We start from the raw sequence: 25,574 nt of genomic DNA on the forward strand, positions 1-25,574 counted from the left end.
CGGGCAAGGACATCCACGTGCTGAACAACTATCGGATACCGAGATGATCCCTCAACGTCGGACCTGTGTAGTCGGCCCGGAAAACGCCGCGCTCCTGCAGCAGCGGCACGACGGTGTCCGCGAACTCGTCGAGCCCGCCCGGCGTCACGTGCGGCACGAGGATGAACCCGTCGGCCGCGTCCTGCTGCACCAGGCCGTCGATCTGCGTGGCGACGCTGTCCGCCGACCCGATGAACGTCTGCCGGGCGCTCACGTCGATCACGAGGTCGCGGATCGACAGGTTCTTCGCCGCGGCCTTCTCCCGCCACTCCCGCACGGTCTGCGCCGGGTCCTTGAACATCCGCACGCTCGCGCGGCCCTTCGCGATGGTGTTCTCGCCGATCAGCGGCTCGACCTCGGGCAGCGGCCCGTCCGGGTCGTAACCGCTCAGGTCCCGGTTCCACACCTGCTCCAGGAACCGGATGGCCGTCGCGCCGCTGACCTGCTGCCGCCGCACCACGGCGGCCTTCTCCTGGGCGTCCGCGTCCGTGTCGCCGAGGATGAACGTGGCCGCGGGCAGCACCACGAGCTGGTCGTGCGTGCGTCCGTACTTGGCCAGCCGCCCTTTGACGTCGCGGTAGAACTTCTGACCCGCCTCCAAGGTCCCGTGCCGCGAGAAGATCGCGTCGGCGGTGGCGGCGGCGAACTCGCGGCCCTCCTCGGAGTCCCCGGCCTGCAGGATCACCGGACGGCCCTGCGGCGAGCGCGGAACGCCGAACGTGCCGCTGATGTCGAAGTGCTGGTCGGTGTGCTCGAACGACCCCACGCCGGTGTCGAACAGCTTCCACGCGGTGCGCAGGAACGACTCCGCGCGCGTGTACCGGTCTTCTTGGGCGAGGAACCCGCCGCGCCGGAAGTTCTCACCGGTGAACGCGTCCCACGAGGTGACGACGTTCCAGGCGGCGCGCCCGTCCGACAGGTGGTCGAGCGAGGCGAACTGCCGCGCCACCTCGTAGGGTTCGTTGAAGGTGGAGTTGATCGTGCCCGCCAGGCCGAGCCTGTCGGTGACGGCGGCCAGCGCGGCGAGCACGGTGAACGTGTCCGGCCGGCCGACGACGTCCAGGTCATAGATCTCACCGCCCTGCTCGCGCAGCCGCAGTCCCTCGGCCAGGAAGAAGAAGTCGAACTTCGCCCGTTCGGCCGTCTGTGCCAAGTGGACGAACGACTCGAACTCGATGTGGCTGCCCGCCTGCGGATCGCTCCAGACGGTCGTGTTGTTCACGCCGGGGAAGTGCGCGGCGAGGTGGATCTGCTTGGGCATCTCGCGTTCCTCCTAGGCGAACTGGTTGCCCGGCCGGGCGAGGCCGAGGTGGCCGCGCAACGTCGTGTGCTCGTACTCGGTGCGGAACAGTCCGCGCCGCCGCAGTTCCGGCACGACCTCGCGGGTGGTCCGGTGGAGGTCGCCGTGCAGCCGGAAGCCGGCGAAACCCTCGTCGTGCCAGGCGATCAGCTTCTCGACCGGGGTCGACGCGTCGACGTCGCGGAACACGAGCCTGTCGGATGACGAGACTTCGTCCGCGAACACGATGTCCCCCAACGGCTCCGAGGCCGCGATCAGCGGGTGCCCCTGCGGCGGGCGCGGTGTGATCGACGGCCCGCGCACCTTGAACCACCGGCCCTCGAAGTCGATGTGGTGCAGCTTCTCGCGGTCGATGAACCGCCCGGTGGCCACGTCGCGGATCTCCGCGTCGTCCTCCCAGCTGTCCCACAACCGGCGCAGCACCTCCGCGTAGTCCGCGGCCTCCTCCCACAGCTCCGACTCCGGTCCGATCGAACGGCGCCCGAAGTGCCTGGCGTCGGCGGGATCGGGCGCGACGGCCAGCTGAACGCCCGCCCGTCCCCCCGCTCACGTGGTCGAGCGTCGCGATCGCCTTCGACAGGTGGAACGGCTCGGTGTGCGTCACGATCGCCGTCGGCACCAGGCCGACGCGCGTGGTCAGCGGGGCGATGCGCGCGGCCGTGAGGACCGCGTCCAGGCCCGGCCGGCCGCCGAGCGAGTCGTCGAACGTGACGAAGTCGAACTTGGCTTCCTCGGCCTCGCGCACGAGGTCGGCCCAATGCCTTGCGGTGAAAGCCTCTTCGCCGGTGGCGTGGAGCGCGGCGGCCAGGTGCAGTCGTGTGCCCACCGGTCCCCCTCTCGTCGTTTGCTCGCATTCTGTGTGTGCGGAGGGGCCTCACGCCGGGACGGCCACTGGGTGGGACTCCTGGCCGGAGCGGGAATATTTTCGTGCTTGCGGACTGCGGCGCGGCGATGTCACGATCTTCCGCATGACGACTCGAAAGGGCGTGCGCGCCCTCGCGCTGTGAGCGCACCGAGCGGGCTTGAGGCCCGCTCCTCCGATCGTTTCCCACTCCGGGACCACTGGCATACCGTTCGAGCACGGATCGCCGCGCTCCTCTGGTGCCTGCGTCACCGGCTGCAGCGCGGCGACTGGCAGGGCGCCCCGAGCCGAAGTGTTGCGTTGACGTGAGCGTCAAGGTTTAGCGTTCGGTCCATGAGGATCGGCGAACTGGCCAAGCGAGCCGGCACCACGACCCGTGCGCTGCGCTTCTACGAGTCCGAAGGGCTCCTCGAAGCGGGGCGCACGCCCAACGGCTACCGCGAGTACGACGAGCACCACCTGCGGCTGGTTCGCGAGATCCAGTCGCTGCAGGCGGTCGGGCTGTCCCTGGAGGACACCCGGCCGTTCGTCGCGTGTCTGCGCGCCGGGCACGAGTCCGGTGACTCGTGCCCGGACTCGCGGGAGGTCTACCGGCGCAAGCTCGCCGAGGTGGACGCCTGCCTGGACCGGCTCAACACCGTCCGGGAGTTCCTGCTGGCCAGACTCGCCTTCCAGGACCCGTGCCTCGTGCCCGAACCCAAGGAGTTCCAGTGCAGCAGCTGACCGACGCCACGTTCTCGGACCAGACCCGGACGGGCACCGTCCTCGTGGAGTTCTGGGCGCAGTGGTGCGGGCCGTGCCACATGCTCACCCCGGTGCTGGAGGAGATCGACCGCGAACGCGACGACCTGACCGTCGTCAAGATCAACGCCGACGAGAACACCGCCACCGCCCGCGACCACCAGGTCATGTCGCTGCCGACGATGCTGCTGTTCCGCGACGGCGTGCCGATTCGGCAGATCGTGGGAGCGCGTCCCAAGTCCCGCCTGCTGGCCGAGCTGGATGACGCGCTGAGCGCCTGATCGGCCTATCTTCTAGCGCATGCTCGGTCTCGAACTCGTAGTGGTGCTGGGTGTGTGCATCCTCGCGAGCAGCATGGTGTCCGGCCGGCTGCGCGTCGCCGCCCCGGTGCTGCTGGTGGTGTGCGGCGGGGTGCTCGGCTTCGTGCCCGCCCTGGAAGAGGTCAGCCTCCCGCCGGAGGCGATGTTGTTGATCTTCCTGCCGGCGTTGCTGTACTGGGAAAGCCTCAACACCTCGTTGCGGGAGATCCGCAGCAACCTGCGCCCGATCGTGCTGCTCAGCACGCTGCTCGTACTCGCAACGGCCGCCGCCGTCGCATCGGTCGCCCACGCGCTGGGCCTCGACTGGGGTCCGGCGTGGGTGCTCGGCGCGGCTCTCGCACCCACCGATGCGACGGCCGTCGCGGCGATCGCCCGCGGCATGCCGCGCCGGACGTCGACGATCCTGCGCGCCGAGTCGTTGATCAACGACGGCACAGCGCTCGTGATCTACGCGATCGCCATCTCCATCACCATAGGCGAACAGGAGTTCAGCACCGGACGGGTCGGGTTGCAGTTGCTGCTGTCGTACGCGGGTGGCGCGGTGGCCGGGCTGATCGTCGCGTGGCTCGCGGTGCAGGTGCGCAAGCGGCTCGACAGCCCGTTGCACGAGAGCGTGGTCAGCATCCTGACCCCGTTCGCGGCGTTCCTGCTGGCCGAGACCGTGCACGGCTCCGGCGTGATCGCCGTGGTGACGTGCGGCCTGACGCTGGCACGGGTCGGGCCGCGCATCGTGCGCGCCGACACCCGTCAGGTCAGCTACGCGTTCTGGGGCATCGCCACGTTCGTGTTGAACGGTGCCCTGTTCGTCCTGATCGGACTCCAGGCGCACAGCGCGATCCGGTCGCTGGACGGCTCGGAGACCTTGGCGACGTTCGGCGCCATCGGGCTGGTGGCGTTGACGGTGACGGGCACGCGCCTGCTGTGGAGCTACACGACTCCTTATGTGATCCGGGCCCTCGACCGCCGTCCGCAGCAACGACTGCGGCGCGTCGGTGCCCGCCAGCGGCTGGTGTCGTCCGCCGCCGGGTTCCGCGGCGCGGTGTCGCTGGCCGCCGCGCTGGCCGTGCCCGAGACGGTGGTGGGTGGCGGGCCTTTCCCGTTCCGCGACGAGATCATCCTCATCACGTCCGGCGTCGTGGTGCTGACGTTGATCGTGCAGGCGGTGCTGCTGCCTTCGATCATCCGGTTCTCGCAGCTGCCCGAGGACACGGCGCTGGACGAGGAGCTGCGGCTGGCCCAGTCGACGGCGTCCGAGGAGGCCTACGAGGCCCTGCCCCGTCTCGCCGACAAGGTGGGTGTCTCGGACGTCGTCTACAAGAGGGTGCGCGCCGAGTACGAACACCACCTGGAGGTCGTGCGGGCCAAGGAGGCCGGCGACGAGGAGGTGGCGCAGTCCGAGGTCGAGTACGCGGCGCTGCGGCTGGAGCTGATCGCGCACAAGCGGGCGACCGTGGTGCGGTTGCGCGACGAGGCCGCCATCGACGACATCGTGCTGCGGACGATCCAGCGCAAGCTCGACGTCGAGGAGGTCCGGCTCTCCAGGCGCGAGGTCGAGGACGACTAAAGTCCGGCCCGTGATCACTCCTCGGGAGCGCTTGCTGGGCCGGATCGCCGACCACCTCGTCGGGCTCGGGCGTCCGCTGCGCGTGGCGGTGGACGGGATCACCGCGTCGGGCAAGACGACGCTGGCCCGCGAGCTGACCGCGGCCGTCACCGCGCGGGGCCGGTCCGCCGCGCACCTGTCGATGGACGGGTTCCACCACCCGCGAGCCGTGCGTCACCGGCAGGGCCGCGACTCGGCGGACGGCTACTACTTGGACGCCTACGACTTCGGCGCGTTCTCGCGGCTGGTGCTGGAGCCGCTCGGGCCCGGCGGAGACCGCCGGTACCGCGAGCGGATCATCGACCTGCGCTCGGACACTGCGCTGGACGAGCCCCCGATCACCGCGCCGGACGACCTCGTCCTGGTGGTCGACGGGAGCTTCCTGCAGCGAGAGCTGAAGTGGGACGAGGTCGTCTTCGTCGACACGCCCTTCGAGGTGGCCCTCGAGCGCGGCACCCGGCGTGATCGCGAGCTGCTGGGCGGGCTGAAGCAGGCGCAGCGGGCCTTCGGCCAGCGGTATCACGCCGCGAGCCGCCGGTACCTCGACGAGGTCGGGCCGGCGGAACGGGCTTCGGTCGTGGTCGGCAACGAGGACGTCGCCCATCCCGTGCTGCGGCGGATCGGTGGTGCGGCGGACGCCGTCGTGAACCTCTTCTCCTACGGGACGCTGCAGACGCCCCCGGTGCAGATCGAGCACTTCGGGCGGACGCCGGCCGGCAGGCAGGACGTGCTGCCCGGTTACCGGCAGGACTGGGTGACGATCACCGACCCCGCCGTGATCGCGGTCAGCGGGACGGACCGCCATCCGATCCTGCGGCACACCGGCGATCCCGCCGACGCGACCGCGGGGACCGTGCTGGAAGTGACGACCACGGAGCTCGCGGCGGCGGACCTCTACGAGGTGGACGACTACCGGCGAGCACTCGTGCGGCTCGGTTCAGGCGCCGAAGCCTGGGTGTAAGTAGAACGAAGTCAAGCAGCAGCTAGCTGTGAAAGCGCGAGGCCTTCAGCGATTGGCCTCACTGATCGCCCAATTTAGATCATCGACGGCACGCGAGGACAGAGCAATACTAGCATCTCCAAAGATCCGCCTAGAGAAAGAAAGATTCTGAGTCCCGTTCGCCGACAAAGAGAAAATTCGATCGAGCATTTCGCGCGCTTCCTGCAAATTATCATTCTCTCGACATAGCCGGATCGCCAGAACCACGTCAGTAGGATCTTCAAATATCCAACCAGACAGATCGAAGTCATCAAGCAGTGGGGCCATCAGACGGTGCCTGAGGAGCGATTCAAGAGGAAGACAAAGCGCTAGTTTTATCATCAGTGAATTCAAATTCACTGGCACGCGGGATTCCCCACCTCTCGAGATGAAGCTCGCCACCTCCTCAACAAGAAAAATCGCGGAATTTCGAACCTGCCGACCACTGTCTATCACCATGCCCAAAAAGACGTTCAGCATCGCAACAGAAAGGTCGTCCACCCTCCATTCGCCACCATGAAGACGTGCAGCAAAGACGTCCATGCTTTGCTTTACCAGAAGCTCTACATCAATCGCCATACCGCAGATTGCCATGCTGATCGCGAGCTCCACGGTGCGAGGCTCGAAAACAAGACCCGATCTAAGCTCATCAATAGACCGCTCTCTTAGATCTTGCGCACCGCGGGAATGAACATGCACTCTTGCCGCTCTCAAGATCGGACCTGCCGCGTCACACGACGCAGCCCAAGCCAAACCGCGTTTCGCCACGTCATTAAGCAAGTCACTGATCCACAGCGGCTCTGCCGCACTTCTAACTTTAACGATGGCATCAACATCGTGCGAGGGCAGGCGACTGAGGGATTCAAGCTCACTCGGGCCGATTATCGACTCCATCGCACCGCCAAGATCAATACGATCTTCCCGAAGCAAAGCCTCGAAGGCGTTGGATTGCGCACGCGACCTGATCACACCATTTTTATACCAACTTGTCGCCCTACGGAAAATACCACCGCCATCTACTCGTCTTACAGTATGCATCGCGTATCGATAGTCATTCGCCTGCCGACTTACTATCTCATCATTAAGGTTGACCCCTTCATCAAACAATCGAATTTCAATCTGTTCTAGGTCTATTTGATAGCCGAAAGAGCTGTCGTAAACGTGGAGCCCAGCCAGACCGGCAGTAATATTATCAGCCAGGGAATCGGCGACACTGAACACATCGTCGAGTTTCGATTTCTGAGCAGGCGCCTGAAAGAAATCGTGACTGCGTAACTCAACTTTCCCGACAGACCTGGATGCCCTGAGAATCGCCGAAACTCCCGATAGAGCCTCCAGCGAGTACCACGAACGCCACAAATGAACAAGTCGGTCCCACGGTCGACATCCCGAATCGGCCACCGAGAACTGGCTTTCGTCGAAAACATAGACGTCCGCCGACAGAACCGCACGAAGAACGACCAGATTGAGACTGTAGATCGCCATGTGCCCAAAAGTCGGCAGTTGAGCGAAAGGACGCTTCTCATCGACGTCGATCAGGAATCTCGGCGGAGCTCCCCGCAGGATGCTTCTAAGCTGCTCGCGAAGTACAAGATCCAGACTTTCGAGGAAGCTAGAGATACTGCGACCTTCGTCATTCAAGCGATGTCCGGCCCATTCTCGAAGCATTTCGAGAATTACGGGTCGCGCATGTAGGGCCGAATAACAAAGGCAAGCAAACCAGTTCTCGACAACGAGACTCAACCGCTGCCGGAGAGCCGGTCGAAGATCTTCATCTCCGTCCATCTTCTCCACCATCTTCGTTTCCCGCAGCAGAATTCGCAGGATGAAGTCGGCGGTTAGGAACTCACCGAAGGTGTTGTGCAAGAACTCGAACGACGTCGGGTTGGACTCGCTCTCAGCAGCCACACCCCCGGAATTCTTCGAGCGTGACTCGTGGATGAAGAAGAAGCTCCCTAGCAGGAGCTCGGCTTGACTGAGCTGCACACCACCGGCCGAGCGATGCACCGAGCGCCCAACGTCGAAGTATGCGATGTCCTGATTCAGCTGTTCCTTGGCGATGTGCAGTGACTGCCGATTGAACATGCCGACGGCAGCGACACCGAGACGCTCCAGATCACGCTCGATCTGGTCTGCCTGCTGACATGGGCGGAGCGCACGGAAGCGCGTTCCCTCCTCGTCCTTGAGCCGTTCGCGTTCCATGAACCGGCAGAGCAGACTATGGTATAGGCGCGTTTGATCAAGCCGCTCACCGCGATGAAGTGAGTTCTCCTTCGAGTCGTAGACCGCGAGCATTAGCAGGAGCAGCGGCTGCCGCGCCAACTGCAGTACCTTCTCCTCGTCCCCAGGATGGAACTGCCGGGTACTGGTCCGCGAGAAGTACTCGTGATTGTGTTGGTTCCAAACGGAGATCCAGGCTTGCCGTCTCGGCTCGTCGAACTCCAGGAGCCGGAGCACGGTGACTCCTGGCGGCATGACCGCTTTGTCGATCAACGTCACGCGACTGGTGACAATGATCCTGACCGGGCGCTTCTGGTTTGCTTCGCGGCGCTGGAACTGGTGGACCTTATCCAAGTAACCGCTGTAGACTTTCCCGCTAGACTGGAGAAGTTCGTCGTAGCCGTCAAGAATGATCACCGGCGGACTGTCCGGGAACGCCTTTGCGAACGCCGGCCAATGCACGTCCAGACCGGTGTCCTTCCGGATCTGGTGCTCAATTTGGGTCTGCAGTTCGGATTCGGCGTCGATGTCGCGCAGCTTCACCCGCACAGCGTTGAAGGTCGGTGGCCGCAGCGTCGCTGCCAGCAGCTCCGTGAACAACGACTTGCCTGAGCCTGGTTGGCCGAGGATGACCAAGGGGGACTCGGTGCTGTACACCGATTCGAGATAGCTGATGACAAAGGCACCGAGGTCGTTCCTGCTGTCGATACCTGCCCACAGGCGTTCGTCTTCGAGGCGCTTTTTGGTGTCCAGGTGCCGCAGCACCTTGTATGCCTGCGGCACGAAGATGTCCTGTTTCTTCGGGTACTGCAAGGCGGGCGCATCGTCGCGACGGTCATACCGATCATCGATCACTGGGTCCGCAATCCAGCTCGAGTACGTTCGGTTCAGAGCCTCGGACACTTCGAGTGACGGGTTCTCGACGGTCGGCGCGTGGGTGATCACCTCGATCGCCTTCGCCAGGTTGGCCAGCCCCAGATCGAGCGCCTTGGTCGCGGAGTCGATCTGATCGAGCTTCTGGCGCACGGCAACAGTGAGCTGCTGAGTGCGACCGTGTTCTCTCAGATCCGACCAGATGAAGTACTCAGGCACTTCGGCCGCGAAGGCCAGGTACTGCAGTTCGTAGACCTCGACGGCCTTGGCCGGCAGGTCCCGGAGCCGACTGCTGATCTCGTCCCGTTCCGGCTCGCCGAGCCGCTCCCACACAGCGAGACCTGACACGAACTTGGTCAGATGCCGAGTCATGTTCTCGTAGAGGCTCCTCCGGTTCTCACCTTCCTGATTCCGGGTGAGGACCGGGTGCGGCAATGGGACAGGTATCTCCGCAAGAGCAACTTCGCCTGCGTCCAATGGTCTCGCTGGCAGGGCTGCAAGAGCTTCGATCCTCGCCACTGCGCGCTCGGCGATCCTGTGGCGCTCAGATCCGCTCAGATCGATCGCTTTGACGAAGTCCGGCAGACTGTCCTGCAGCGCTTCGAAAAACGCGGTATAGGTAAGCAGGCAGTGCGCCGCGACGATGTGACGGCCGCGGTCGACGAAGCTGGGCTTCGAGCTCTCGGCGATCTTTTTGACCACGCCACCTGCGAGCTTGACAATCTCGTTCTTGGCGCCGATGAGGCCTAGCGCAGGCAAGGCAGTTGGCCCGAACGCCGCTGGCGACAAGAGCAGGACAGCACCGAGCAGCTTGTCCACGCTGCCCAGCAAATCTTCAGTTTTGGTTCCGTCCTTGACGAGCTCCCGCACCTGCCGGAACGTCATTTCGATGTTTGAAGCTTGAGCCATGTCAGATCATCGTCGTGATCCAGCTGCCTGCTACCTCCGCTCCTTCATTGTCACTCTTTTGGCCCAAACTTCGGCCACTAGCTGGCTAAGGACAGGTCTTGGCGGACCGGCTGCTGTTTCGCGGCGGGCGCGGTGGCCGGCGCGGCCGAGGGAACCTCGACCTCCTCGCCGCCGATCTCGCGGGTGATCCACGCGCCGGACTCCACCAGGACCTTCAGCGTGCGGGTGTCCAGGGCGTTGACGCGGCCGTAGTACCACTCGTCGGTGGCCAGCGGGCCCATGCGGTCGCCCATGCGGTTCTTGATGTCGAGGACGCGCTCGAACAGCGTCTTGACGAGGGCGGCGCGGTCGGCGGGGCCCTGGAGGCCCTCGCGGATGCGGTCCTCGATGCCGCGCGGGGTGCCTTCGGAGTCGGGCATGAGCATGGTGGTCCAGGCTCGGGACTTCTCACGGTACTGGAGCTGCTGCATGACGCCCTCGTGCTGGGCGAAGTCGGCGGCGCGGAAAGCCTTGCCGCGCCAGCGCTTCTGCAGGTTCACGGCGAGCGAGAGGGCGCTCTTGAGGCCCGTGTTGAGGCCGCGGCCGGGCCAGAAGTGCAGCGAGTTCGCGGCGTCGCCGAGCAGGAAGCCGAACGTCGACGGCGCGAGCTGCGCGGTGAACTTCGACATCTGCTGCATGCCGAGCGTGAACGAGTTGATGCCGACGACGTCCGCCACGCCGACGCCGAAGAACCGCAGGCCGTCGAGGATCCGGGGCCACAGGTAGGAGAGCTTGTCGACCGACGGCTTGAAGACGGCGCGGTGCCGGTCGCAGACGAAGCGGCCGTTCGAGGCGGGACGCATGGTGCAGCCGAACTTGCCGATGCACGAGACAGGGCCGCTCTCGCCCAGGGCGACGATCTCCGACGCCTCCTCGGCGGTGAGGCGCATGTTGATGAAGCCGCCGCCGAGCGAGTTGAAGAGGAACCTGTTCTGCGCCACGGTCAGCGGGACGGTGTGCTCGTCGGGGGACTTGGCGGTGACGCGGATGCCCAGGACGCGCTCGTCCAGCGGCGAACCGTCCACTGAGAACAGTTCACGGCTCGGGGTGCCGAACTGGGACGAGAACGCTTCGCGGGTGGCGGAACGGGCGCCGTCGGCGATCGCGAGTACGTGCAGGCCGTCGAAGCGGGCGGGAGGCGTGTAGGCACCGGGGACGACCTCGATGCCGTAGACGTCCTGGGCCATGTCGAGCAGGCAGTCCTCGATCCAGCGGATCTTGATGTTGCGCGGACGGCCCTTGGACGCCGGAGAGTCCGGGCCGAGCGGCCACATCTCGGAGAACTTGCCGGGCGCGAACAACCGCTCCTGGACGGCGACCGGCAGGGAGGCCCAGACGTTGCTCTGCAGCGTCACGACCTGCTCGCGGCGGTTGTTGCCCTCGGCCAGGCCCTTCCACACGACCCGGTTGCCCTGACGCATCCAGCGGCGGTCGTGCACGCGGACCGAGACCTGGTCACCCAGCAACGACTTGACCGTGCACGCGAAGGCGAGACCGACCGGGCCGCCGCCCGCCACGTCCACCCGCAGCGGAGCGGTCTGGCGCAGCGGCACGACCCGGCTGCCCTGCTTCGGCAGCATGACCGTCGGACCGCATCTACCGATCAGCACCGTCTTCTCGTCCGCCATGACCCATCCCCCTCGATCCCGTTCGACGGCGGGAACACGTAGTGGGACGGGCGACGGTTCAACGGTTCTCGAGGAAATTTTTCCAGGCTGCAGAAGTGAAGGTCAGGACGCCTCCGGACGGGTTCTTCGAGTCACGGACCAGAGCGTCGGAGGACAGCGACACCTCGACGCAGTTGTCGTCCTCGGTCGCGCCGCTGTAACTGCTCTTACGCCAAGCGCGGGCCTCGCTCATTGAGTTCCTCTCGCGGTCGGCCGACGTAGTCCGCCAGCACCTTCCGCGATTGTTCCTCATCCAGGGCGACCTCGGCCAAGCGGTCGAACAGCAGCCGAGTCCGCGCGATGGCGCCCGGATCCTGCACGAACACCTTCGCCAGGTCGGTCGAGGTGAACGCCACCGGCATCGCCTTGTCGTACTCCCACAGCACACAACTGGTGGCCACGAGCTTCGCCGTCGCCGGGACGATTCGGATCGTGGGCGCGCCGAACAGCAGCTTGGCGTACTGGTCTTCCATCGTCTGCGCGTCGCCGACCTGTGTCTGCAACGCATGTTCGTGGATGTAGAACAAGCAAGTCGGGCGGTTGTGCCGGTTCAGGATCACCTGCCGGTCCATCCGGAACTTGACCACCGTGGGGATCCGCTCCTCCACGATGTACCCGCCCATCCGGTACAGGCTGTCGGCGTACTCCGGTGTCTGCGACAGACCCGGCACCGCCTGCGGGTCGTAGCTGGTGATCATGATGGCGGTCGACTCGGCCATCGCCAGTGTGCGGAGGTTGTCCGAGACCTGGACGATGTACTCCTCGAACGCGTAGCGGAAGCGGCGTTTGAAGTCCTCGAAGAAGTCGATGTCCTTGCCCAGCATCGACAGGTACTGCACGAGGTCGATCTCGCTGGGGCGGTACTTGCCGTTCTCCAGCGTGGAGACCTTGCTGGGATCCCAGCCCAGGCGGACGGCCAGTGCGGCGCCCGTGAGTTCGGACGACGTCTCGCGTACTTTGCGCAGCTCGTCGCCCAGGTCCCGGCTGTATGCGGTAGATGGAGTACTGGTGGCCATAGATCGACCGTAGGGCTTGCTCGAAGAGCAACAAGGGGCTCGTTCGGGTGAAAACGGACTGACTGATCTTCAGCTCGTTGCCAGGAAACTCGCAGCCCTGCCACAGCTTGGCGGACGACCATCCCCAGCCATGACTCGACGTCGCAGATCCCTGGTGATCAACGGACTGCTGGTGGTGGTGCTCCTCGGCGCCGGCGTGGCCGGCTACCTGGTGTTCTTCGGTTCCTCCGGCAGTGCCCAGCCCACCGCCGCCCGCACGGCCGCCGCCGCGAACCGCGACGTCAGCGAGGTGGTGACGGCGTCCGGGACGGTGCAGAGCTCGTTCAGCGCCGCCGCCTCGTTCGGTGCGAGCGGCACGGTCACCGAGATCAACGTCAAGGTCGGCGACGTCGTCACCAAGGGCCAGCAGCTCGCGAAGCTCGACCCGACGCAGGCGCAGCTGCAGGTCGACATCGCGCAGGGCAACCTGAACGCCGCGCTGGACAAGGGCACCGGCACGACCGCGTTGCTCACGGCGTACCGGCAGGCGCAGCTCGCGCTCCAGCAGGCGAAGGACACGCTCGCGTCCACCACGCTGACCGCGCCCGGCGACGGCACGATCACGTCGGTCACCGGCGCCGTCGGCCAGAAGGTCAGCAGCGGCAACACCTCCAGCACCACCTCCAGCACGACGAGCACCACCACCGCGTCCGGGTTCGTCGTCGTCACCGACCTGAAGAACCTGGTGCTGCACGCGAACGTCTCCGAGTCCGACGTCAGCAAGCTCAAGGGCGACCAGGCCGCGACCGTCACGGTCAACGCGATGCAGTCGCAGCCGATCCAGGCCAAGGTCACGCAGGTCGATCTCACGCCCACGACCGCGAACAACGTCGTGCAGTACGGCGTGACGCTCACGCTGACCGAGCCGCCGGCGGGGCTGAGGCCCGGCCAGTCGGCGAGTGTCGAGATCACCGTCGCAGGGGCCACCAACGTGCTCGCCGTACCTGCCGCGGCCGTGCAGACCGTCAACGGCGCGAGTTCGGTGGCGGTGCTGGAGAACGGGGCGGAGACGCGCAGGACCGTCGAGATCGGGGTGCGCGGCGACCAGTACGTGGAGATCAAGTCCGGGCTGACCGCGGGCGAGGAGGTCGTGCTGCCGCAGGTGACCACGTCGACCGGTCAGAACCGCACGGGTCAGCAGCAGGGCGGCCAGTTCCCCGGCACCGGCGGCCAGCGCAACGGTGGCGGCTTCACCGGGACCGGTCGATGAGCCCGGTCATCGAGGTCCGCGACCTCCGCAAGACCTACGGCAGCGGCGACACGGCCGTGCACGCGTTGCGAGGGCTCGATCTGACCGTCCAGAAGGGCGAGTACATCGCGATCATGGGCGCGTCGGGGTCGGGCAAGTCGACGCTGCTCAACATCCTCGGGTGTCTCGACGTGCCGTCGGGCGGCAAGTACCTGCTCGACGGGATCGACACGGGCGAGTTCGACGAGGAGCAGCTCTCGTTGCTGCGCAACAGGAAGATCGGTTTCGTCTTCCAGTCCTTCAACCTGGTGCCGCGCACCACGGCACTCGCGAACGTCGAACTCCCGCTGGTGTACGCGGGAGTTCGACGTGCCCAACGCCGGGAGAGGGCGCTGGCGGCGCTCGATCTGGTCGGCTTGAAAGACCGGACTCACCACCGGCCCAACGAGTTGTCCGGCGGTCAGCAGCAGCGCGTCGCCATCGCGCGGGCCTTGGTCACCTCGCCCGCGATCGTGCTCGCCGACGAGCCGACCGGGAACCTCGACACGGACTCCAGCCGTGAGGTGCTGGGCATCCTCGACCGGCTCAACGCCAGCGGGCGCACGGTCGTGCTGATCACGCACGAGGACGAGGTCGCCGCGCACGCCATGCGGACCGTCAGGGTCGTCGACGGCAGAGTCGCGGGGGTGCTGGTGTGAGGATCTTCGAGATCGCCGCCTTCGCCGTGCGGGGGCTGACCGCGAACAAGATGCGGTCCGGGCTCACGACCCTGGGCATCCTGATCGGTGTCGCGTCGGTGATCCTGCTGATCGCGGTCGGCAACGGCGCGTCGAGCGCGGTGCAGCAGAGCATCGCGGGGCTCGGCACGAACATCCTGACGATCAGCCCGCAGCGCGCCCAGCCCGGCGGCACGGCCAAGCCGCTGACCACGGCGGACGCGGCGGCGCTGGTGGGTCAGGACTCCCCCGACGTCAGGTACGCCTCGCCCGTGGTGTCGGCGCAGGCGACGGCCGGGTACGGGGACACCACGCACGACATCGGGCAGTTCATCGGCTCGGACCCGCGCTACTTCGACACCACGAACAGCGCGGTCGCGCAGGGGAACCTGTTCTCCGACAACGACGTCCAGCAGGCGCGCAAGGTCGTCGTGATCGGCGCGACCGTGGCCGCGGAGCTGTTCCCGGGCACCGATCCGATCGGGAAGTCCATGCTGGTCAACAACATCCCGTTCACGGTGGTCGGGGTGCTGGCGGCCAAGGGTTCCAGCGGGTTGCAGGACGCGGACGACCTGGCCGTGGCGCCGCTGACGACCACGCAGAACGCGCTGACCGGGTACGGCAGCCTCACCCAGATCGTGGTGCAGGCTCAGTCCGCGGACGCGTTGCCGAACGCGCAGGCCCAGGTGACGACGATCCTCAACGGGCGGCACAAGATCACCGACACCGCCGACTACCGGATCCTGAGCCAGGACCAGCTGCTGACCGCGCGGACCGCGACGACGGAGACGTTCACGGTGCTGCTGGCGTCGGTGGCCGCGATCTCGTTGCTGGTGGGCGGGATCGGCATCACGAACATCATGCTGGTGACCGTCACCGAGCGGATCCGGGAGATCGGCATCCGCAAGGCCGTGGGGGCGCCTCGCTCCTCGATCCTCGGGCAGTTCCTGATCGAGGCGACGCTGCTCAGTCTGTTCGGCGGCGCCTTGGGGGTGGCGGCGGGCGTGATCGGCAGCCGGTTCACCATCGCGGGCATCCAGCCCGTGCTCGTGCCGTCGTCGGTGCTGCTGGCGTTCGCGGTGTCGGCGTTGATCGGCCTGTTCTTCGGCAGCTACCCGGCTTCCCGTGCCGCGAAGCTCCGTCCCATCGAAGCCCTCCGGCACGAATAAGGAGTCTTGGACGTGACCAACCCACTCGATCAGCCTCTGGAGAACGACATCTCGGCTGAGTTGAAGGAGCGCAAGGCGGGCTTCGGCAAGACCACGGTGGTCCTCGGGGTCGCGGTGCTCGCGATCGTGGCGTTCGTCGGCGGGGTGTTCGTGCAGAAGTCCTTCGGTGCCGGCGAGACCCCGGCCCGCCAGAACGCCGCGGGCCGGCAGTTCGGCGGTACTCCGCCCTCGGGCCAGAACCGGCCGAACGGCGGCGGGCGCGGCACCGCCGGCACGATCGACCACGTCGACGGCACGACCGTCTACGTGAAGACGCAGAACGGCCAGGTCGTGAAGGTGTCCACTTCGGACACCACGAAGGTGGAGATCAGCACGGAGGGCGAGCTCACGGATCTCAAGGCGGGTCAGCAGGTCGTCGTGCAGGGGCAGACCGGTTCCGACGGCACGGTGACCGGGCAGACCATCACCCAGCGGCCGTGAACTCCCGTGGCCGGTTGCTGGTCGTCGAGGACGAGCCCAGCATCCGCGAGCTGCTGTGCGCCAGCCTGCGGTTCGCGGGGTTCACCGTGGCGAGTGCGGCGACGGGCGGCGAGGCTCTCGACGCCGCCCGGACCGGCGCTCCGGACCTGGTGCTGCTCGACGTGATGCTGCCCGACCGGGACGGCTTCGAGGTGGTGCGGCGGTTGCGTTCCTCAGGTGTGCGGGTGCCGGTGCTGTACCTGACGGCGCGCGACGGCACGGACGACCGCATCACCGGCCTGACGATCGGCGGCGACGGGTACATCACCAAGCCGTTCAGCCTGGAGGAGGTCATCGCGCGGGTGACGGCGGTGCTGCGCCGCACCCGTCCGGGCGGCTCGGAGCAGCTGACGTGCGGCGAGCTGTCGCTGGACGTGGAGAGCCACGTCGTGCGGCGCGGTTCGCGGGTCGTGGAGCTGTCGCCGACCGAGTTCCGGCTGCTGCACTACCTGATGCGCAACAGCGGGCGGGTGCTGTCGAAGGCGCAGATCCTGGACCAGGTGTGGTCGCACGACTTCGACGGCGACGTCGGCGTGGTCGAGTCGTACATCTCCTACCTGCGGCGCAAGGTGGACGGCACCGAGCCCCGCCTGATCCACACCGTGCGCGGCCTCGGGTACATGATCCGCCCATGACGTTGCGCGTGCGGCTGGTGGTCGTGCTCGTCGCCCTGGCGGCCGCGGGCCTGTTCGTGACGTGGCTGATCGGGTCCACCGTGATGGAGCGCTACCTGCTCGGCCAGCTCGACGCGCGGCTGGACCGGGTGGTGTCGACGCCGCGCACACTTCCGTTGCGCGACAACGTGGTGCTGCGTTCCGCGGACGGCGTGCTGTCCGGCACCTCGTTCGAGGGACTGCCGCCTTACGGGACGTTGACGCCCGGCGAGCACGTCACGGTCGGCTCGCGGCGGGTCGTGATGCGCCAGTTCGACGGGGCCGAGCTGGTCGCGGCCGTGGACCAGTCGGAGGTGGACCGGGCGGTCGACGACCTGAGGGTGGCGTTCCTGCTGATCAGCCTCGGTGCGTTGATCCTCGTCGGGATGGCCGGGTATGCGCTGGTCAGGGCTTCGACTCGGGCGTTGGAGGAGGTCGAGCAGGTCGCCGGGGAGATCGCGGCCGGTGACCTGTCGCGGCGGGTGCCGGTGCGGCGGCCGGGGTCGGAGGTCGGGCGGCTGGCGTCCGCGCTGAACACGATGCTCGGGCAGATCGAGGCGGCGTTCGCGGTGCGGGTCAGCTCCGAGAACCGGATGCGGCAGTTCGTCGCCGACGCGTCGCACGAGCTGCGGACGCCGTTGACGTCGATTCGCGGGTACGCCGAGCTTTACCGGCAGGGGGCGGCCACTGATGCTGTCGAGGTGTTGCGGCGGGTCGAGGATCATGCCGTGCGGATGGGGGTGCTGGTCGACGACCTGCTGCAGTTGGCCCGGCTGGACTCGTCGCAGCCGCTGGTGTTGTCCACTGTGGATCTCGTCGTGCCGGTGAACGACGCCGTGGTCGAGGTCCGAGCACACGAGACGAACCGTCTCGTCTCGCTGGAGTTGCCGGCGGGGCCGGTGCCGGTCGAGGCCGATGAGGCGCGGGTGCGGCAGATCCTGACGAACCTGCTCGACAACGCGCTGATCCACACTCCGGCCGGGTCGCCGATCGAGGTCCGGCTGACTGCGGGCTCGATCGTCGTCGCCGATCACGGGCCGGGACTGACGCCGGAGCAGGCCGCGCGGGTGTTCGAACGGTTCTACCGCGCGGATCCTGCTCGGGGGCCGGGTGGGAGCGGGCTGGGGTTGTCGATCGTGGCGGCGCTGGTCGCCGCGCACGGGTGGCGGATCGAGCTGGACACCGCGCCCGGCGAGGGCGCGGTGTTCCGGGTGCTATTCGGGACGTGAGCGGTTGGGCCAGGTGCGCTCGTAGTGCTCCTCCGGGAAGTCGCTCGGGCTCGACCCGGTCGCGTGCGCGCGCTGGATCTCCACGGCGTAGCGGTCGTTGCGAGGACACGAAGGCGCGGCCGGGATGTACATGACGTTGCCCCAGCCCTGCTGGTCCTCGACCGGCGCGACGCTGTGGATCATGTCGCAGTGCCACCAGACCGAGTCGCCGGCCCGGACGTCCGGGATGCCGCTCAGGGCTTCGATGAGGAGTTCGTGGTACTTCGGGTCGACCGGGAAGACCTGGTTGACGGTGACGCCGCACATGTCGTCGTCCGGGACGTCGTCGAGCAGCGGGCGCAGCATCAGGTACGCCATGGCGCCGGGGATCGGGACGGTGTGCAGGACGCCCTGGTCGTGGGCCATGTCCGAGAGAGCGGTCCAGCCCTGGAAGGTGCGGAACACCGAGCACATCGTGGTTCCCGGGTACTGCGGGCCGATGGTGCGGTGGGCGGCGTCCCACGGGTCGTACTGCTCGGGCGTGCCGTTGAACAGGTGCCGGAACGCCTGCTGGTACTCCCGCGTCATCCACAGGTCGAGCGTGCCGGGGTCGAGGTGGGTACCCAGGCCGGTCGAGTTCGCGCCGGGCGGGCGGCGGCGGATGCGGTCCGGGTAGCCGACGTCCGTGGCCGGGTCGAACCAGCCGTCGTGGCGCCACAAGCTGTTGAGGAAGCGTTGGACCGTGGCCATGCGCTCGTGCCGCCTGGCCTCGGTCTGTGCGGGTGACCAGTAGATCGGGTAGATCTCGGGCTTCGAGCCGACGCTGCCGAAGAAGTCGTCGCCGGGGCCGCGGTAGTTCTCGAAGAAGTCGTTGCTCTCGACGTAGTCCACAATGGACCTGTCCCAGGCCAGGGCCTGCTCGCGGTCGAAGTGGTTGCGCACCACCAGGCAGCCCCGGCGCTTCACGAGATCGGTGCTCGCCGTGCCCGCCTCGATGTCGGCGTAGTCGATCACGGGCCAGGCCTGACCGGCCTTGACGTCGTCGACCTCACGCCGGATCTGCTGCTCGACGACCGCGAACACCTCCTCGACGGTGCGTCCGGACGACTCGATGTTCGCGCGGATCGCCTTCTTCACCTCGCGGACGGCTTTCGGCAGGTCAGCGGGGGTCGTGTCCCAATGCGGCAGCACGGCAACTCCTTCCAGTAAGGCCTCCTAACTTGGAACCATAGGCGTGTCGAGCCGTTGTAGGCAAGACCCCTAACTAGAATCCGCCGGGTGACCAAGCCGTCTCAGGAGTTGCTGCGCTCGATCTCGGACGAGCACGTGCTGCGCACGTTGATGGCCGCGCGCAAGCTGACGCGGGCCGAGCTGGCGATCGAGACGGGCCTGTCGAAGCCGACGGTGAGCGAGAGCGTCCGTCGGCTCGTGGAGCAGGGCCTGGTCGCGGACACCGGCGAACGCACCCCCGGCGGACGCGGCAAGGGCCGGGTCGGCTCGTTCTACAGCCTCGCCGAGGACGTCGGCGTCGCACTGGTCATGACGATCGCGCCCGACGGCGTGACGGCGGAATGCGTCGACGCGTACGGAGACGTCGCCGGCCGCACGCACCACCCGATCGACTCACCGGCGGACGTGGCTTCGGCACTGCCGTCGGTGGCCGCGGAAGCCGTTGCGGCACACAACGTCCGGCTGGGCACCGTGAGCGCGGCCGACCCGGTGGACCGCCGCACCGGCAGGCTCGTCCACCTCCCCGACTCGCCGTTCCTGGTGGGCGAACTCGACCCGGTCGAGCTGCTGAGCCCGTTGCTGCACGGCCCGGTGGTCGTCGACAACGACGTGAACTGGGCGGCACAGGCCGAGCACGCCGTGCTGGGTGTCGCGGACTTCGCCTACCTGCACCTGGGCGAGGGCCTGGGATGTGCGCTCGTCAGCGACGGCGAGGTGCGGCGCGGGCACTCCGGACTGGCCGGCGAGATCGCCCACGTGATCACGGCGGGCCCGTCCGGGACGGCGATGCCGTTCATCGAGGTGTTCGGCGAACTGGGCTTGCGGCGGCCCGGCTCGACCGCGATCGACGTGCCGCGGCTGCGGGCCGCGGACCCGGACGTGACGGCCCGTGCGGTCGGCGGGGTGATCACGGCCCTGGTGACGCTGGCGGACCCCGAGGTCGTGGTGATCGGCGGGACCTGGGGACCGGCCCTGCTCGACGCGATCAGCGCCGAGTGCACGCGGCTGCCACGTCAGGTCGACGTGGTCGCGGCGTCGGTCGAGCAACCGTCGCTGACCGGTGCCCGGGCCGCCGCGCTGGACCTGCTGAGGACCGCACTCGTCAGCCGGGCAGGGCACCGGCCTCGCTGACGGTCATTTCCTCGCCGCCCAGACGGTGCGTTCGGTGCGCAGCGCCAGGTCGTCACGCCGCAGCGCGTCTTCGAGGGCTTCCGGTTCGAGCCGCCTCCGCAGGACGATGCGGGCGTAGCGTTCCACGGCCTCCGACCGTTCGATGTGGACGGTGACCGTCCGGTCGCCCTCGACGGTGAACCCGGCTCCGGTCAGCATCGGCCCCCAGTCGGCGCCGCGGTGCGGCATGCGCTCGTCGTGGGCGTCCGGGCCGTGCTCGGGGAGGAACTGCGGCATGCCGGCCAGTTCGACCACGGCCAGCAGGCCACCGGGCGCGAGCGTCTTGTGGAGCTGGGCGAGGGTGTGACCGGGGTCGGCCATGTGGTGCAGGGAGGCCGAGGCCCAGATCAGGTCGGGGGTGCCGAGGTCCGGCCACTGCGAGTCGAGGTCGGCGACGACGGTGTGGATCCGGTCGGCCAGGCCCCGTTCGCCGGCCTGAGCGCGGAGGCGCTGGAGGTGCTCGACCGAGGAGTCGACGGCGGTGACGTGGGCTTCGGGGAAGCGGGTCAGCAGGGCGAACGTGCCCGCGCCGGTGCCCGCACCCAGGTCGACGATGTGGCGGGGGTTCGCGGTGGGCAGCCAGTCGATGATGCCGGCGGTGTGGTCGGCGAGGAGGTCGGCGTCGAGGTCGAGGACCTCGGCCTGGTCGCCATCGTCGTCATGGCCGTGTCCATGACCGTGGCCGTGCCCATGGCCGTGGGCGTGGCCGTGGGCGTGGGCGTGGGCGTGACCAGGTTCGTGCCCGTGGCCGTGACCAGGTTCGCGCCTATGCCCGTGGCCAGATTCCTGCCCGTGACAAGGTCCGCGCTCGTGCTCGTGCTCGTGCTCGTGCTCGTGCTCGTGCTCGTGCTCGTGCTCGTGCTCGTGACCAGGTTCGTGCCCGTGGCTAGGTCCATGCCCGTGGCCGTGACCAGGTTCGTGCCCATGGCTAGGTCCGTGCTCCTGACCGTGGCCAGATCCATGGCCGTGGTGAGGTCCGTGGCCGTGCTGAGGTCCGTGGCCGTGGTGAGGCGTGACACCGTGGCCGTCCCCGCGGCCGTGGTGCTGCCCGTGGCCCGTTGCGTGTTCGCTCATGGCCCCAACGTAGGTCGGCCATGCGTCAGATGCACGGCCGCTTGCGCAATGAGCAAGACGGTCGGCCTCCACGATGCCGCCCGCGCAAGATCACGCCTTCTTGTCGGCGTTGTGGCCACGCCGCGCCTCCCGGTCGAAGATGCCGAGGATCTCGCACGGACCGCCCGCCGTGCCGATGGCGTGCGGGAGCATCGTCGGGAACTCGGCGGCCTGGTTGGTCTCCACGCGGAGCCTGCGGTTGCCGAGCAGCAACACCGCCGTGCCCGACAGCACCACCAGCCACTCGCGGCCGGAGTGCGCGCGGAGTGAGGCGGGGTTGTCGGGTGGCGGGGTGGTCATCCGCTGACGCATGACGGTCATACCCGGCTCGGCCTTGATCGGCCAGCGCATCGAGCCGTGCGCGCCGTCGAGCATCGGGCTGACGATCACGTCGTCGGTGTCGGTCTCGACCAGCTGGTCCAGCGAGGTGTCGAGGGCCCTGGCCAGCGTCACCAGCTGGTCCAGGGCGAGGCGGCGCCGGCCGTTCTCGATGCGGCTGAGCGACGACGGGCTGAGCTTGGCTCGGGTGGCGAGCTCGTCCAGGGACCATCCCTGGGCGACCCGCAGCGCGCGGATCCGTTTGCGCACGAGGCCGTCCAGGTCGCCGTCTTCTTGCGTCATGCGCACGACTGTATGCATCTGCAGCAAGCGTCGCTCAGCGGTGTCCTTCGTCCTCAGGCTTCGACGAGCAGGTCGAGCAGCTTCTGCGGCGACTCGTCGCCGAACAGGCTCTGGACCATCTCCTCGGAGTCCGCCGCGGTGTGGGCGGCACGCTCGAACATCGCCTCCTCGTACTCGGCGAGCGCGGTCTCCACGTCCTTGGTGGCCAGCGCCTTGCCGAGTTCGGCGCCGTCCAGCATCGCCAGGTTGGCGCCCTCACCGTTGGGCGGCATGAGATGCGCGGCGTCGCCGACCAGGGTCACGCCCGGCACCCGGTCCCAGCGGTGCTCCGACGGCAGCGCGTAGTGCGGGCGGAACACCGGCTCCGTGTCGGACTCGGTGATCAGCTTCGTGAGCTCCGGCGCCCAGCCCTCGAACTCCCCCGCGATCCGGCCGAGGTCGTCGAACCACTCCAGCGGACGGCTGAACTCCACGTAGGCGTGCAGCGTGTCGCCGCTCTCCCGGTGCGCGAAGATCCCCTTGCCCTGACCGGGGGCGAACATCGAGCCGCCACCGACCGCATTCGCGACGTCCGGGTGCCGGGTGTCGGCGTCGTAGAGGTAGGTCTCGACGAACGACATGCCGGTGTACTCCGGCTTCACGTCGGTGACCAACGCCCGCACCCGCGACCACGCGCCGTCAGCGCCCACCAGCACGTCAGCTACGACGGTGCTGCCGTCGGCGAACGTCACGGTCCTGCCCTCGACGCCGGTCACCTTGCAGCCCCAGCGGACGGTGCCCGGAGGCAGCGAGTCGAGCAGCATCTGCCGCAGGCCGGCGCGCTGCACCTCGGGCCGGCCACCCGTGCCGTCGTCGCCCTTCTCGAACAGCACGGTGCCGTCGGAGTCCAGCACCCGCATGGCCTGGCGACCGGGCAGCACCAGGCGTTGGAACTCGTCCATCAGACCCGCCGCCTCGACGGCGATCTGCCCGTTGTAGTCGTGGATGTCGAGCATGCCGCCCTGCGTCCGCGCCGACGGCGACTCCTCGGCCTCGTAGGCGGTGCACGGGATGCCGTTGACGTGCAGCACGCGGGCGAGCGTGAGGCCACCGAGTCCGGCACCGATGATCGTGACGTGCATGTAGAGCTCCCCTGGAGATCGTGCCGCCTCCCTGACGGCACGACCAGGTTCGCCCGGCCCGCTGGCACCCTCCGCACACCTCGCTGACAGCGGCTGGCAGCCCCTGTCACGCACCAAGAACAACTCCTGATCTGTGCGCAGTAGCCTGACCGGCGTGAGCTACCGCTACGAGATCACGCAGGCAGTCGTGCGGCAGGGCATCATCGCGATCGTTCGCACCGCCGACACCTCCTCCGCCGTGCAGGCCGCCGTTCCGTTGCTGGACGCCGGAATCACGTCCCTCGAGTTGCCGCTGACGAATCCCGGTGCGCTGGAAGCGATCCGGCAGCTCCGCGCGGACTACCCGTCAGCGGTGATCGGCGCCGGAACCGTGCTCGACGAGGCCTCCGCCGTCGCCGCGGTGCGCGCCGGTGCGCAGTTCCTGGTGGCCCCCAACCTGAACGTGTCGGTGATCCGAGCCGGGCACCGGTACGGGGCCGCTGTTCTGCCGGGGGCCGGGTCGGTGTCCGAGGTGGTGCAGGCTCTTGAAGCCGGGGCGGACGCGGTGAAGGTGTTCCCCGCGCCCACGCCTCAGTGGGTCAGGAACGTACTCGCCGTGCTGCCCCACGCGCCGCTCGTGCCCACCGGAGGCGTTGCTCCCGCCGACGTTCCAGCGTGGCTGGAGGCGGGAGCGGTGGCGTGCGGGATCGGTTCGGCCCTCGGCCGCGTGTCGAGCGAGGAGATCAGGTCCCTGATCGATCTGATCTCCTGAGTGAGGAGCGGGTTCGGGGCGTGCACGCGACCCCGAGGCGGCTTACGAGCCGATGCGGGCTCTAGTCGACAAGTCGGGTGCCGACCTCGACAGCCCGCGCTGAGCCGCATCTGCTCTTAATCGATACGACACCTTCGGGTCACCCCAGGCGGTTGTGAAAGACTTTCACGTCCGCCACCATCGGGCCTCATGCGCCTGATCACGCTCGCCGCCGCCGCCGCGCTGACGATCTCGCTCGCCACCCCGGCGGTCGCGGCCCCCGCTGCTCCGAAGATCGCCACCTACAACGTCTTCATGCTGTCGCGCAACCTCTACCCGAACTGGGGCCAGGTCGCGCGCGCCGACCTGATCGACAGCACCGGCGTGCTGAACGGCCAGGACGTCGTCGTGCTCAACGAGGTCTTCGACAACACCGCCTCGGACCGGCTGCTGGCGAACCTGCGCGACACCTACCCGCACCAGACTCCGGTGCTGGGCCGCAGCAAGGCGGGGTGGGACGTGACGAGCGGGAGGTACAGCGACTCGACGCCGGAGGACGGCGGTGTCGCGGTGCTGAGCCGGTGGCCGATCACCACGCGGATCCAGCACGTCTACCGGGACGGCTGCGGCGCGGACTGGTTCTCCAACAAGGGGTTCGCGTACGTGCGGATCGAGGCGCCGACCGGGCCGCTGCACGTCGTCGGAACGCACATGCAGGCCGAGGACTCTGCCTGCACCAGCGCGCCGGGCGGGTACCGGGCGAAGCAGCGGGCCGAGATCAGGGCGTTCCTGACGGCGCGGAACATCCCCGCGGCCGAGCCCGTGTACGTGGCGGGTGACCTGAACGTGGTCAAGGCCGGTGACGAGTACCCGCGGATGGTGTCGGAACTGGGCGCGCAGACGCCCGAGGTGGGTGGGCACCCGTTCTCGTGGGACTGCGCGGACAACAGCGTCTGCCGCGACCAGTACGGGCCGGAGTACGCGTCCGAGCACCTCGACTACGTGCTGACGATCCAGGGGCCGTTGCTGCGCAACGAGACGCGGCGCGTGAAGAGTCCTGAGTGGTCGATCTGGTCGTGGGGGCGCAAGTACACCTTCAACGACCTGTCCGACCACTACCCGGTCTTCGCTAGCTGAGCGCGGGCGCGACCGTCAGGCCGAGCTCGGGCATGCCCAGCCAGTCCAGGGTGGCGCCCGACTCGGCCAGCTTGATCCGCACGGCGTAGACGCTGAGCAGCAGGGCCTGCAGCGAGTCCACGCCGTACGCGGCGCTGACGGCCTCGTCGCCGAGACCGACGATCTGGTGTGGACACTGCCAGTCACCGTTGCTGCTCAACGGGTCCGGGCGCGGGGCACCGAACCTGACCACCACCTCGAAGGGTGATCCGTCCGGTGCCCTGCCCTCGATCTGCCGTTCCGCGACGACGACTCCCAAGTCCATGCGTTTCAGCCTAGTAGAGCGTCGCGGCTAACTCTTGGATTAGTGACGAGTGGGAGGGACGCCGGCAGGTGGCCGGGCTTCGATCAT

General features: G+C 67.7%; 23 protein-coding genes and 1 pseudogene. 13 read left to right on the plus strand and 11 right to left on the minus strand.

Features of this window, described 5'->3' with window-relative positions; genetic code table 11:
* Positions 1 to 28: 28 nt before the first annotated feature.
* Positions 29 to 1,300, minus strand: a complete 1,272-nt coding sequence (locus tag SK571_RS17170) for an LLM class flavin-dependent oxidoreductase (RefSeq protein ID WP_319985088.1) — start codon at positions 1,298 to 1,300, stop codon at positions 29 to 31.
* A gap of 12 nt (positions 1,301 to 1,312) precedes the next feature.
* Positions 1,313 to 2,165, minus strand: a pseudogene (locus tag SK571_RS17175) (LLM class flavin-dependent oxidoreductase).
* A 369-nt stretch (positions 2,166 to 2,534) separates the two neighbouring features.
* Between SK571_RS17175 and SK571_RS17180 the strand changes: the two are divergent.
* From SK571_RS17180 to SK571_RS17195, 4 genes are read left to right on the plus strand one after another with little or no spacing between them, the layout of a single operon-like run.
* The gene (locus SK571_RS17180) at positions 2,535 to 2,924 is read left to right on the plus strand and encodes a MerR family transcriptional regulator (RefSeq protein WP_319985089.1); all 390 of its coding nucleotides are present in this window, start codon (positions 2,535 to 2,537) and stop codon (positions 2,922 to 2,924) included.
* On the plus strand, positions 2,912 to 3,223 hold the full coding sequence (gene trxA / locus SK571_RS17185) for a thioredoxin (RefSeq protein ID WP_258948591.1): 312 nt from the start codon (positions 2,912 to 2,914) through the stop codon (positions 3,221 to 3,223). The genes SK571_RS17180 and trxA overlap by 13 nt, the downstream gene beginning before the upstream one ends.
* A gap of 19 nt (positions 3,224 to 3,242) precedes the next feature.
* Positions 3,243 to 4,826, plus strand: coding sequence for a Na+/H+ antiporter (locus tag SK571_RS17190; RefSeq protein WP_319985090.1), 1,584 nt, complete (start codon positions 3,243 to 3,245; stop codon positions 4,824 to 4,826).
* 10 nt (positions 4,827 to 4,836) lie between these two features.
* Entirely contained in the window at positions 4,837 to 5,826 is a 990-nt protein-coding gene (locus tag SK571_RS17195) for a gamma-glutamylcyclotransferase (protein WP_319985091.1), read from the plus strand.
* Between the two features lie 45 nt (positions 5,827 to 5,871).
* On the opposite strand, the gene SK571_RS17200 is transcribed toward SK571_RS17195, so the two are convergent.
* The 4 genes from SK571_RS17200 to SK571_RS17215 form a co-directional block, all read right to left on the minus strand.
* A complete protein-coding gene (locus SK571_RS17200; RefSeq protein ID WP_319985092.1) occupies positions 5,872 to 9,846 on the minus strand; it encodes an NACHT domain-containing protein in 3,975 nt (1,324 codons plus the stop codon).
* Between the two features lie 77 nt (positions 9,847 to 9,923).
* A complete protein-coding gene (locus SK571_RS17205; RefSeq protein WP_319985093.1) occupies positions 9,924 to 11,513 on the minus strand; it encodes a hypothetical protein in 1,590 nt (529 codons plus the stop codon).
* A 58-nt stretch (positions 11,514 to 11,571) separates the two neighbouring features.
* A complete protein-coding gene (locus tag SK571_RS17210; RefSeq protein ID WP_319985094.1) occupies positions 11,572 to 11,805 on the minus strand; it encodes a DUF397 domain-containing protein in 234 nt (77 codons plus the stop codon).
* The gene (locus SK571_RS17215) at positions 11,720 to 12,568 is read right to left on the minus strand and encodes a helix-turn-helix domain-containing protein (protein ID WP_319985095.1); all 849 of its coding nucleotides are present in this window, start codon (positions 12,566 to 12,568) and stop codon (positions 11,720 to 11,722) included. The genes SK571_RS17210 and SK571_RS17215 overlap by 86 nt, the downstream gene beginning before the upstream one ends.
* Before the next feature lie 130 nt (positions 12,569 to 12,698).
* Between SK571_RS17215 and SK571_RS17220 the strand changes: the two genes are divergently transcribed.
* Genes SK571_RS17220 through SK571_RS17245 form a run of 6 tightly spaced genes read left to right on the plus strand, consistent with a single transcriptional unit; the run spans position 12,699 to position 18,082 of the window.
* Positions 12,699 to 13,817 (plus strand): efflux RND transporter periplasmic adaptor subunit, encoded by a 1,119-nt coding sequence (locus SK571_RS17220; protein ID WP_319985096.1) that lies wholly within the window; start codon positions 12,699 to 12,701, stop codon positions 13,815 to 13,817.
* Positions 13,814 to 14,494: an ABC transporter ATP-binding protein gene (locus SK571_RS17225; protein ID WP_319985097.1), complete on the plus strand. Its 681-nt coding sequence runs from the start codon at positions 13,814 to 13,816 to the stop codon at positions 14,492 to 14,494. The genes SK571_RS17220 and SK571_RS17225 overlap by 4 nt, the downstream gene beginning before the upstream one ends.
* The gene (locus SK571_RS17230; protein ID WP_319985098.1) at positions 14,491 to 15,681 is read left to right on the plus strand and encodes an ABC transporter permease; all 1,191 of its coding nucleotides are present in this window, start codon (positions 14,491 to 14,493) and stop codon (positions 15,679 to 15,681) included. Before SK571_RS17225 ends, SK571_RS17230 begins: the two co-directional genes overlap by 4 nt.
* Before the next feature lie 12 nt (positions 15,682 to 15,693).
* Positions 15,694 to 16,161, plus strand: a complete 468-nt coding sequence (locus SK571_RS17235; RefSeq protein ID WP_319985099.1) for a hypothetical protein — start codon at positions 15,694 to 15,696, stop codon at positions 16,159 to 16,161.
* Positions 16,158 to 16,835: a response regulator transcription factor gene (locus SK571_RS17240; RefSeq protein WP_319985100.1), complete on the plus strand. Its 678-nt coding sequence runs from the start codon at positions 16,158 to 16,160 to the stop codon at positions 16,833 to 16,835. The genes SK571_RS17235 and SK571_RS17240 overlap by 4 nt, the downstream gene beginning before the upstream one ends.
* Positions 16,832 to 18,082 carry a sensor histidine kinase gene (locus SK571_RS17245; protein WP_319985101.1) on the plus strand — a complete coding sequence of 417 codons (1,251 nt, stop codon included), beginning with the start codon at positions 16,832 to 16,834 and terminating at the stop codon, positions 18,080 to 18,082. The genes SK571_RS17240 and SK571_RS17245 overlap by 4 nt, the downstream gene beginning before the upstream one ends.
* Here SK571_RS17245 and SK571_RS17250 read toward each other — a convergent pair.
* Complete coding sequence (locus SK571_RS17250) at positions 18,068 to 19,252, minus strand: YbiU family protein (RefSeq protein ID WP_319985102.1); 1,185 nt, start codon at positions 19,250 to 19,252, stop codon at positions 18,068 to 18,070. The two genes, SK571_RS17245 and SK571_RS17250, sit on opposite strands and share 15 nt — an antisense overlap.
* Before the next feature lie 87 nt (positions 19,253 to 19,339).
* On the opposite strand from SK571_RS17250, the gene SK571_RS17255 reads away from it, so the two are divergent.
* Positions 19,340 to 20,422: an ROK family transcriptional regulator gene (locus SK571_RS17255; RefSeq protein WP_319985103.1), complete on the plus strand. Its 1,083-nt coding sequence runs from the start codon at positions 19,340 to 19,342 to the stop codon at positions 20,420 to 20,422.
* A 3-nt stretch (positions 20,423 to 20,425) separates the two neighbouring features.
* On the opposite strand, the gene SK571_RS17260 is transcribed toward SK571_RS17255, so the two are convergent.
* From SK571_RS17260 to SK571_RS17270, 3 genes are all read right to left on the minus strand, one after another.
* Entirely contained in the window at positions 20,426 to 21,535 is a 1,110-nt protein-coding gene (locus tag SK571_RS17260) for a class I SAM-dependent methyltransferase (protein ID WP_319985104.1), read from the minus strand.
* Positions 21,536 to 21,625: 90 nt separating this feature from the next.
* Positions 21,626 to 22,195, minus strand: coding sequence for an XRE family transcriptional regulator (locus tag SK571_RS17265; protein ID WP_319985105.1), 570 nt, complete (start codon positions 22,193 to 22,195; stop codon positions 21,626 to 21,628).
* Positions 22,196 to 22,248: 53 nt separating this feature from the next.
* Positions 22,249 to 23,316 carry an FAD-dependent oxidoreductase gene (locus tag SK571_RS17270; protein ID WP_319985106.1) on the minus strand — a complete coding sequence of 356 codons (1,068 nt, stop codon included), beginning with the start codon at positions 23,314 to 23,316 and terminating at the stop codon, positions 22,249 to 22,251.
* Positions 23,317 to 23,470: 154 nt separating this feature from the next.
* On the opposite strand from SK571_RS17270, the gene SK571_RS17275 reads away from it, so the two are divergent.
* On the plus strand, positions 23,471 to 24,067 hold the full coding sequence (locus SK571_RS17275; protein WP_319985107.1) for a bifunctional 4-hydroxy-2-oxoglutarate aldolase/2-dehydro-3-deoxy-phosphogluconate aldolase: 597 nt from the start codon (positions 23,471 to 23,473) through the stop codon (positions 24,065 to 24,067).
* Between the two features lie 189 nt (positions 24,068 to 24,256).
* Positions 24,257 to 25,183: a sphingomyelin phosphodiesterase gene (gene sph, locus SK571_RS17280; protein ID WP_319985108.1), complete on the plus strand. Its 927-nt coding sequence runs from the start codon at positions 24,257 to 24,259 to the stop codon at positions 25,181 to 25,183.
* Here sph and SK571_RS17285 read toward each other — a convergent pair.
* On the minus strand, positions 25,176 to 25,487 hold the full coding sequence (locus SK571_RS17285; protein ID WP_319985109.1) for a DUF6968 family protein: 312 nt from the start codon (positions 25,485 to 25,487) through the stop codon (positions 25,176 to 25,178). The two genes, sph and SK571_RS17285, sit on opposite strands and share 8 nt — an antisense overlap.
* Positions 25,488 to 25,574 lie beyond the last annotated feature (87 nt).

It is taken from the genome of Lentzea kristufekii, assembly GCF_033949925.1.
GTDB lineage: Bacteria > Actinomycetota > Actinomycetes > Mycobacteriales > Pseudonocardiaceae > Lentzea > Lentzea kristufekii.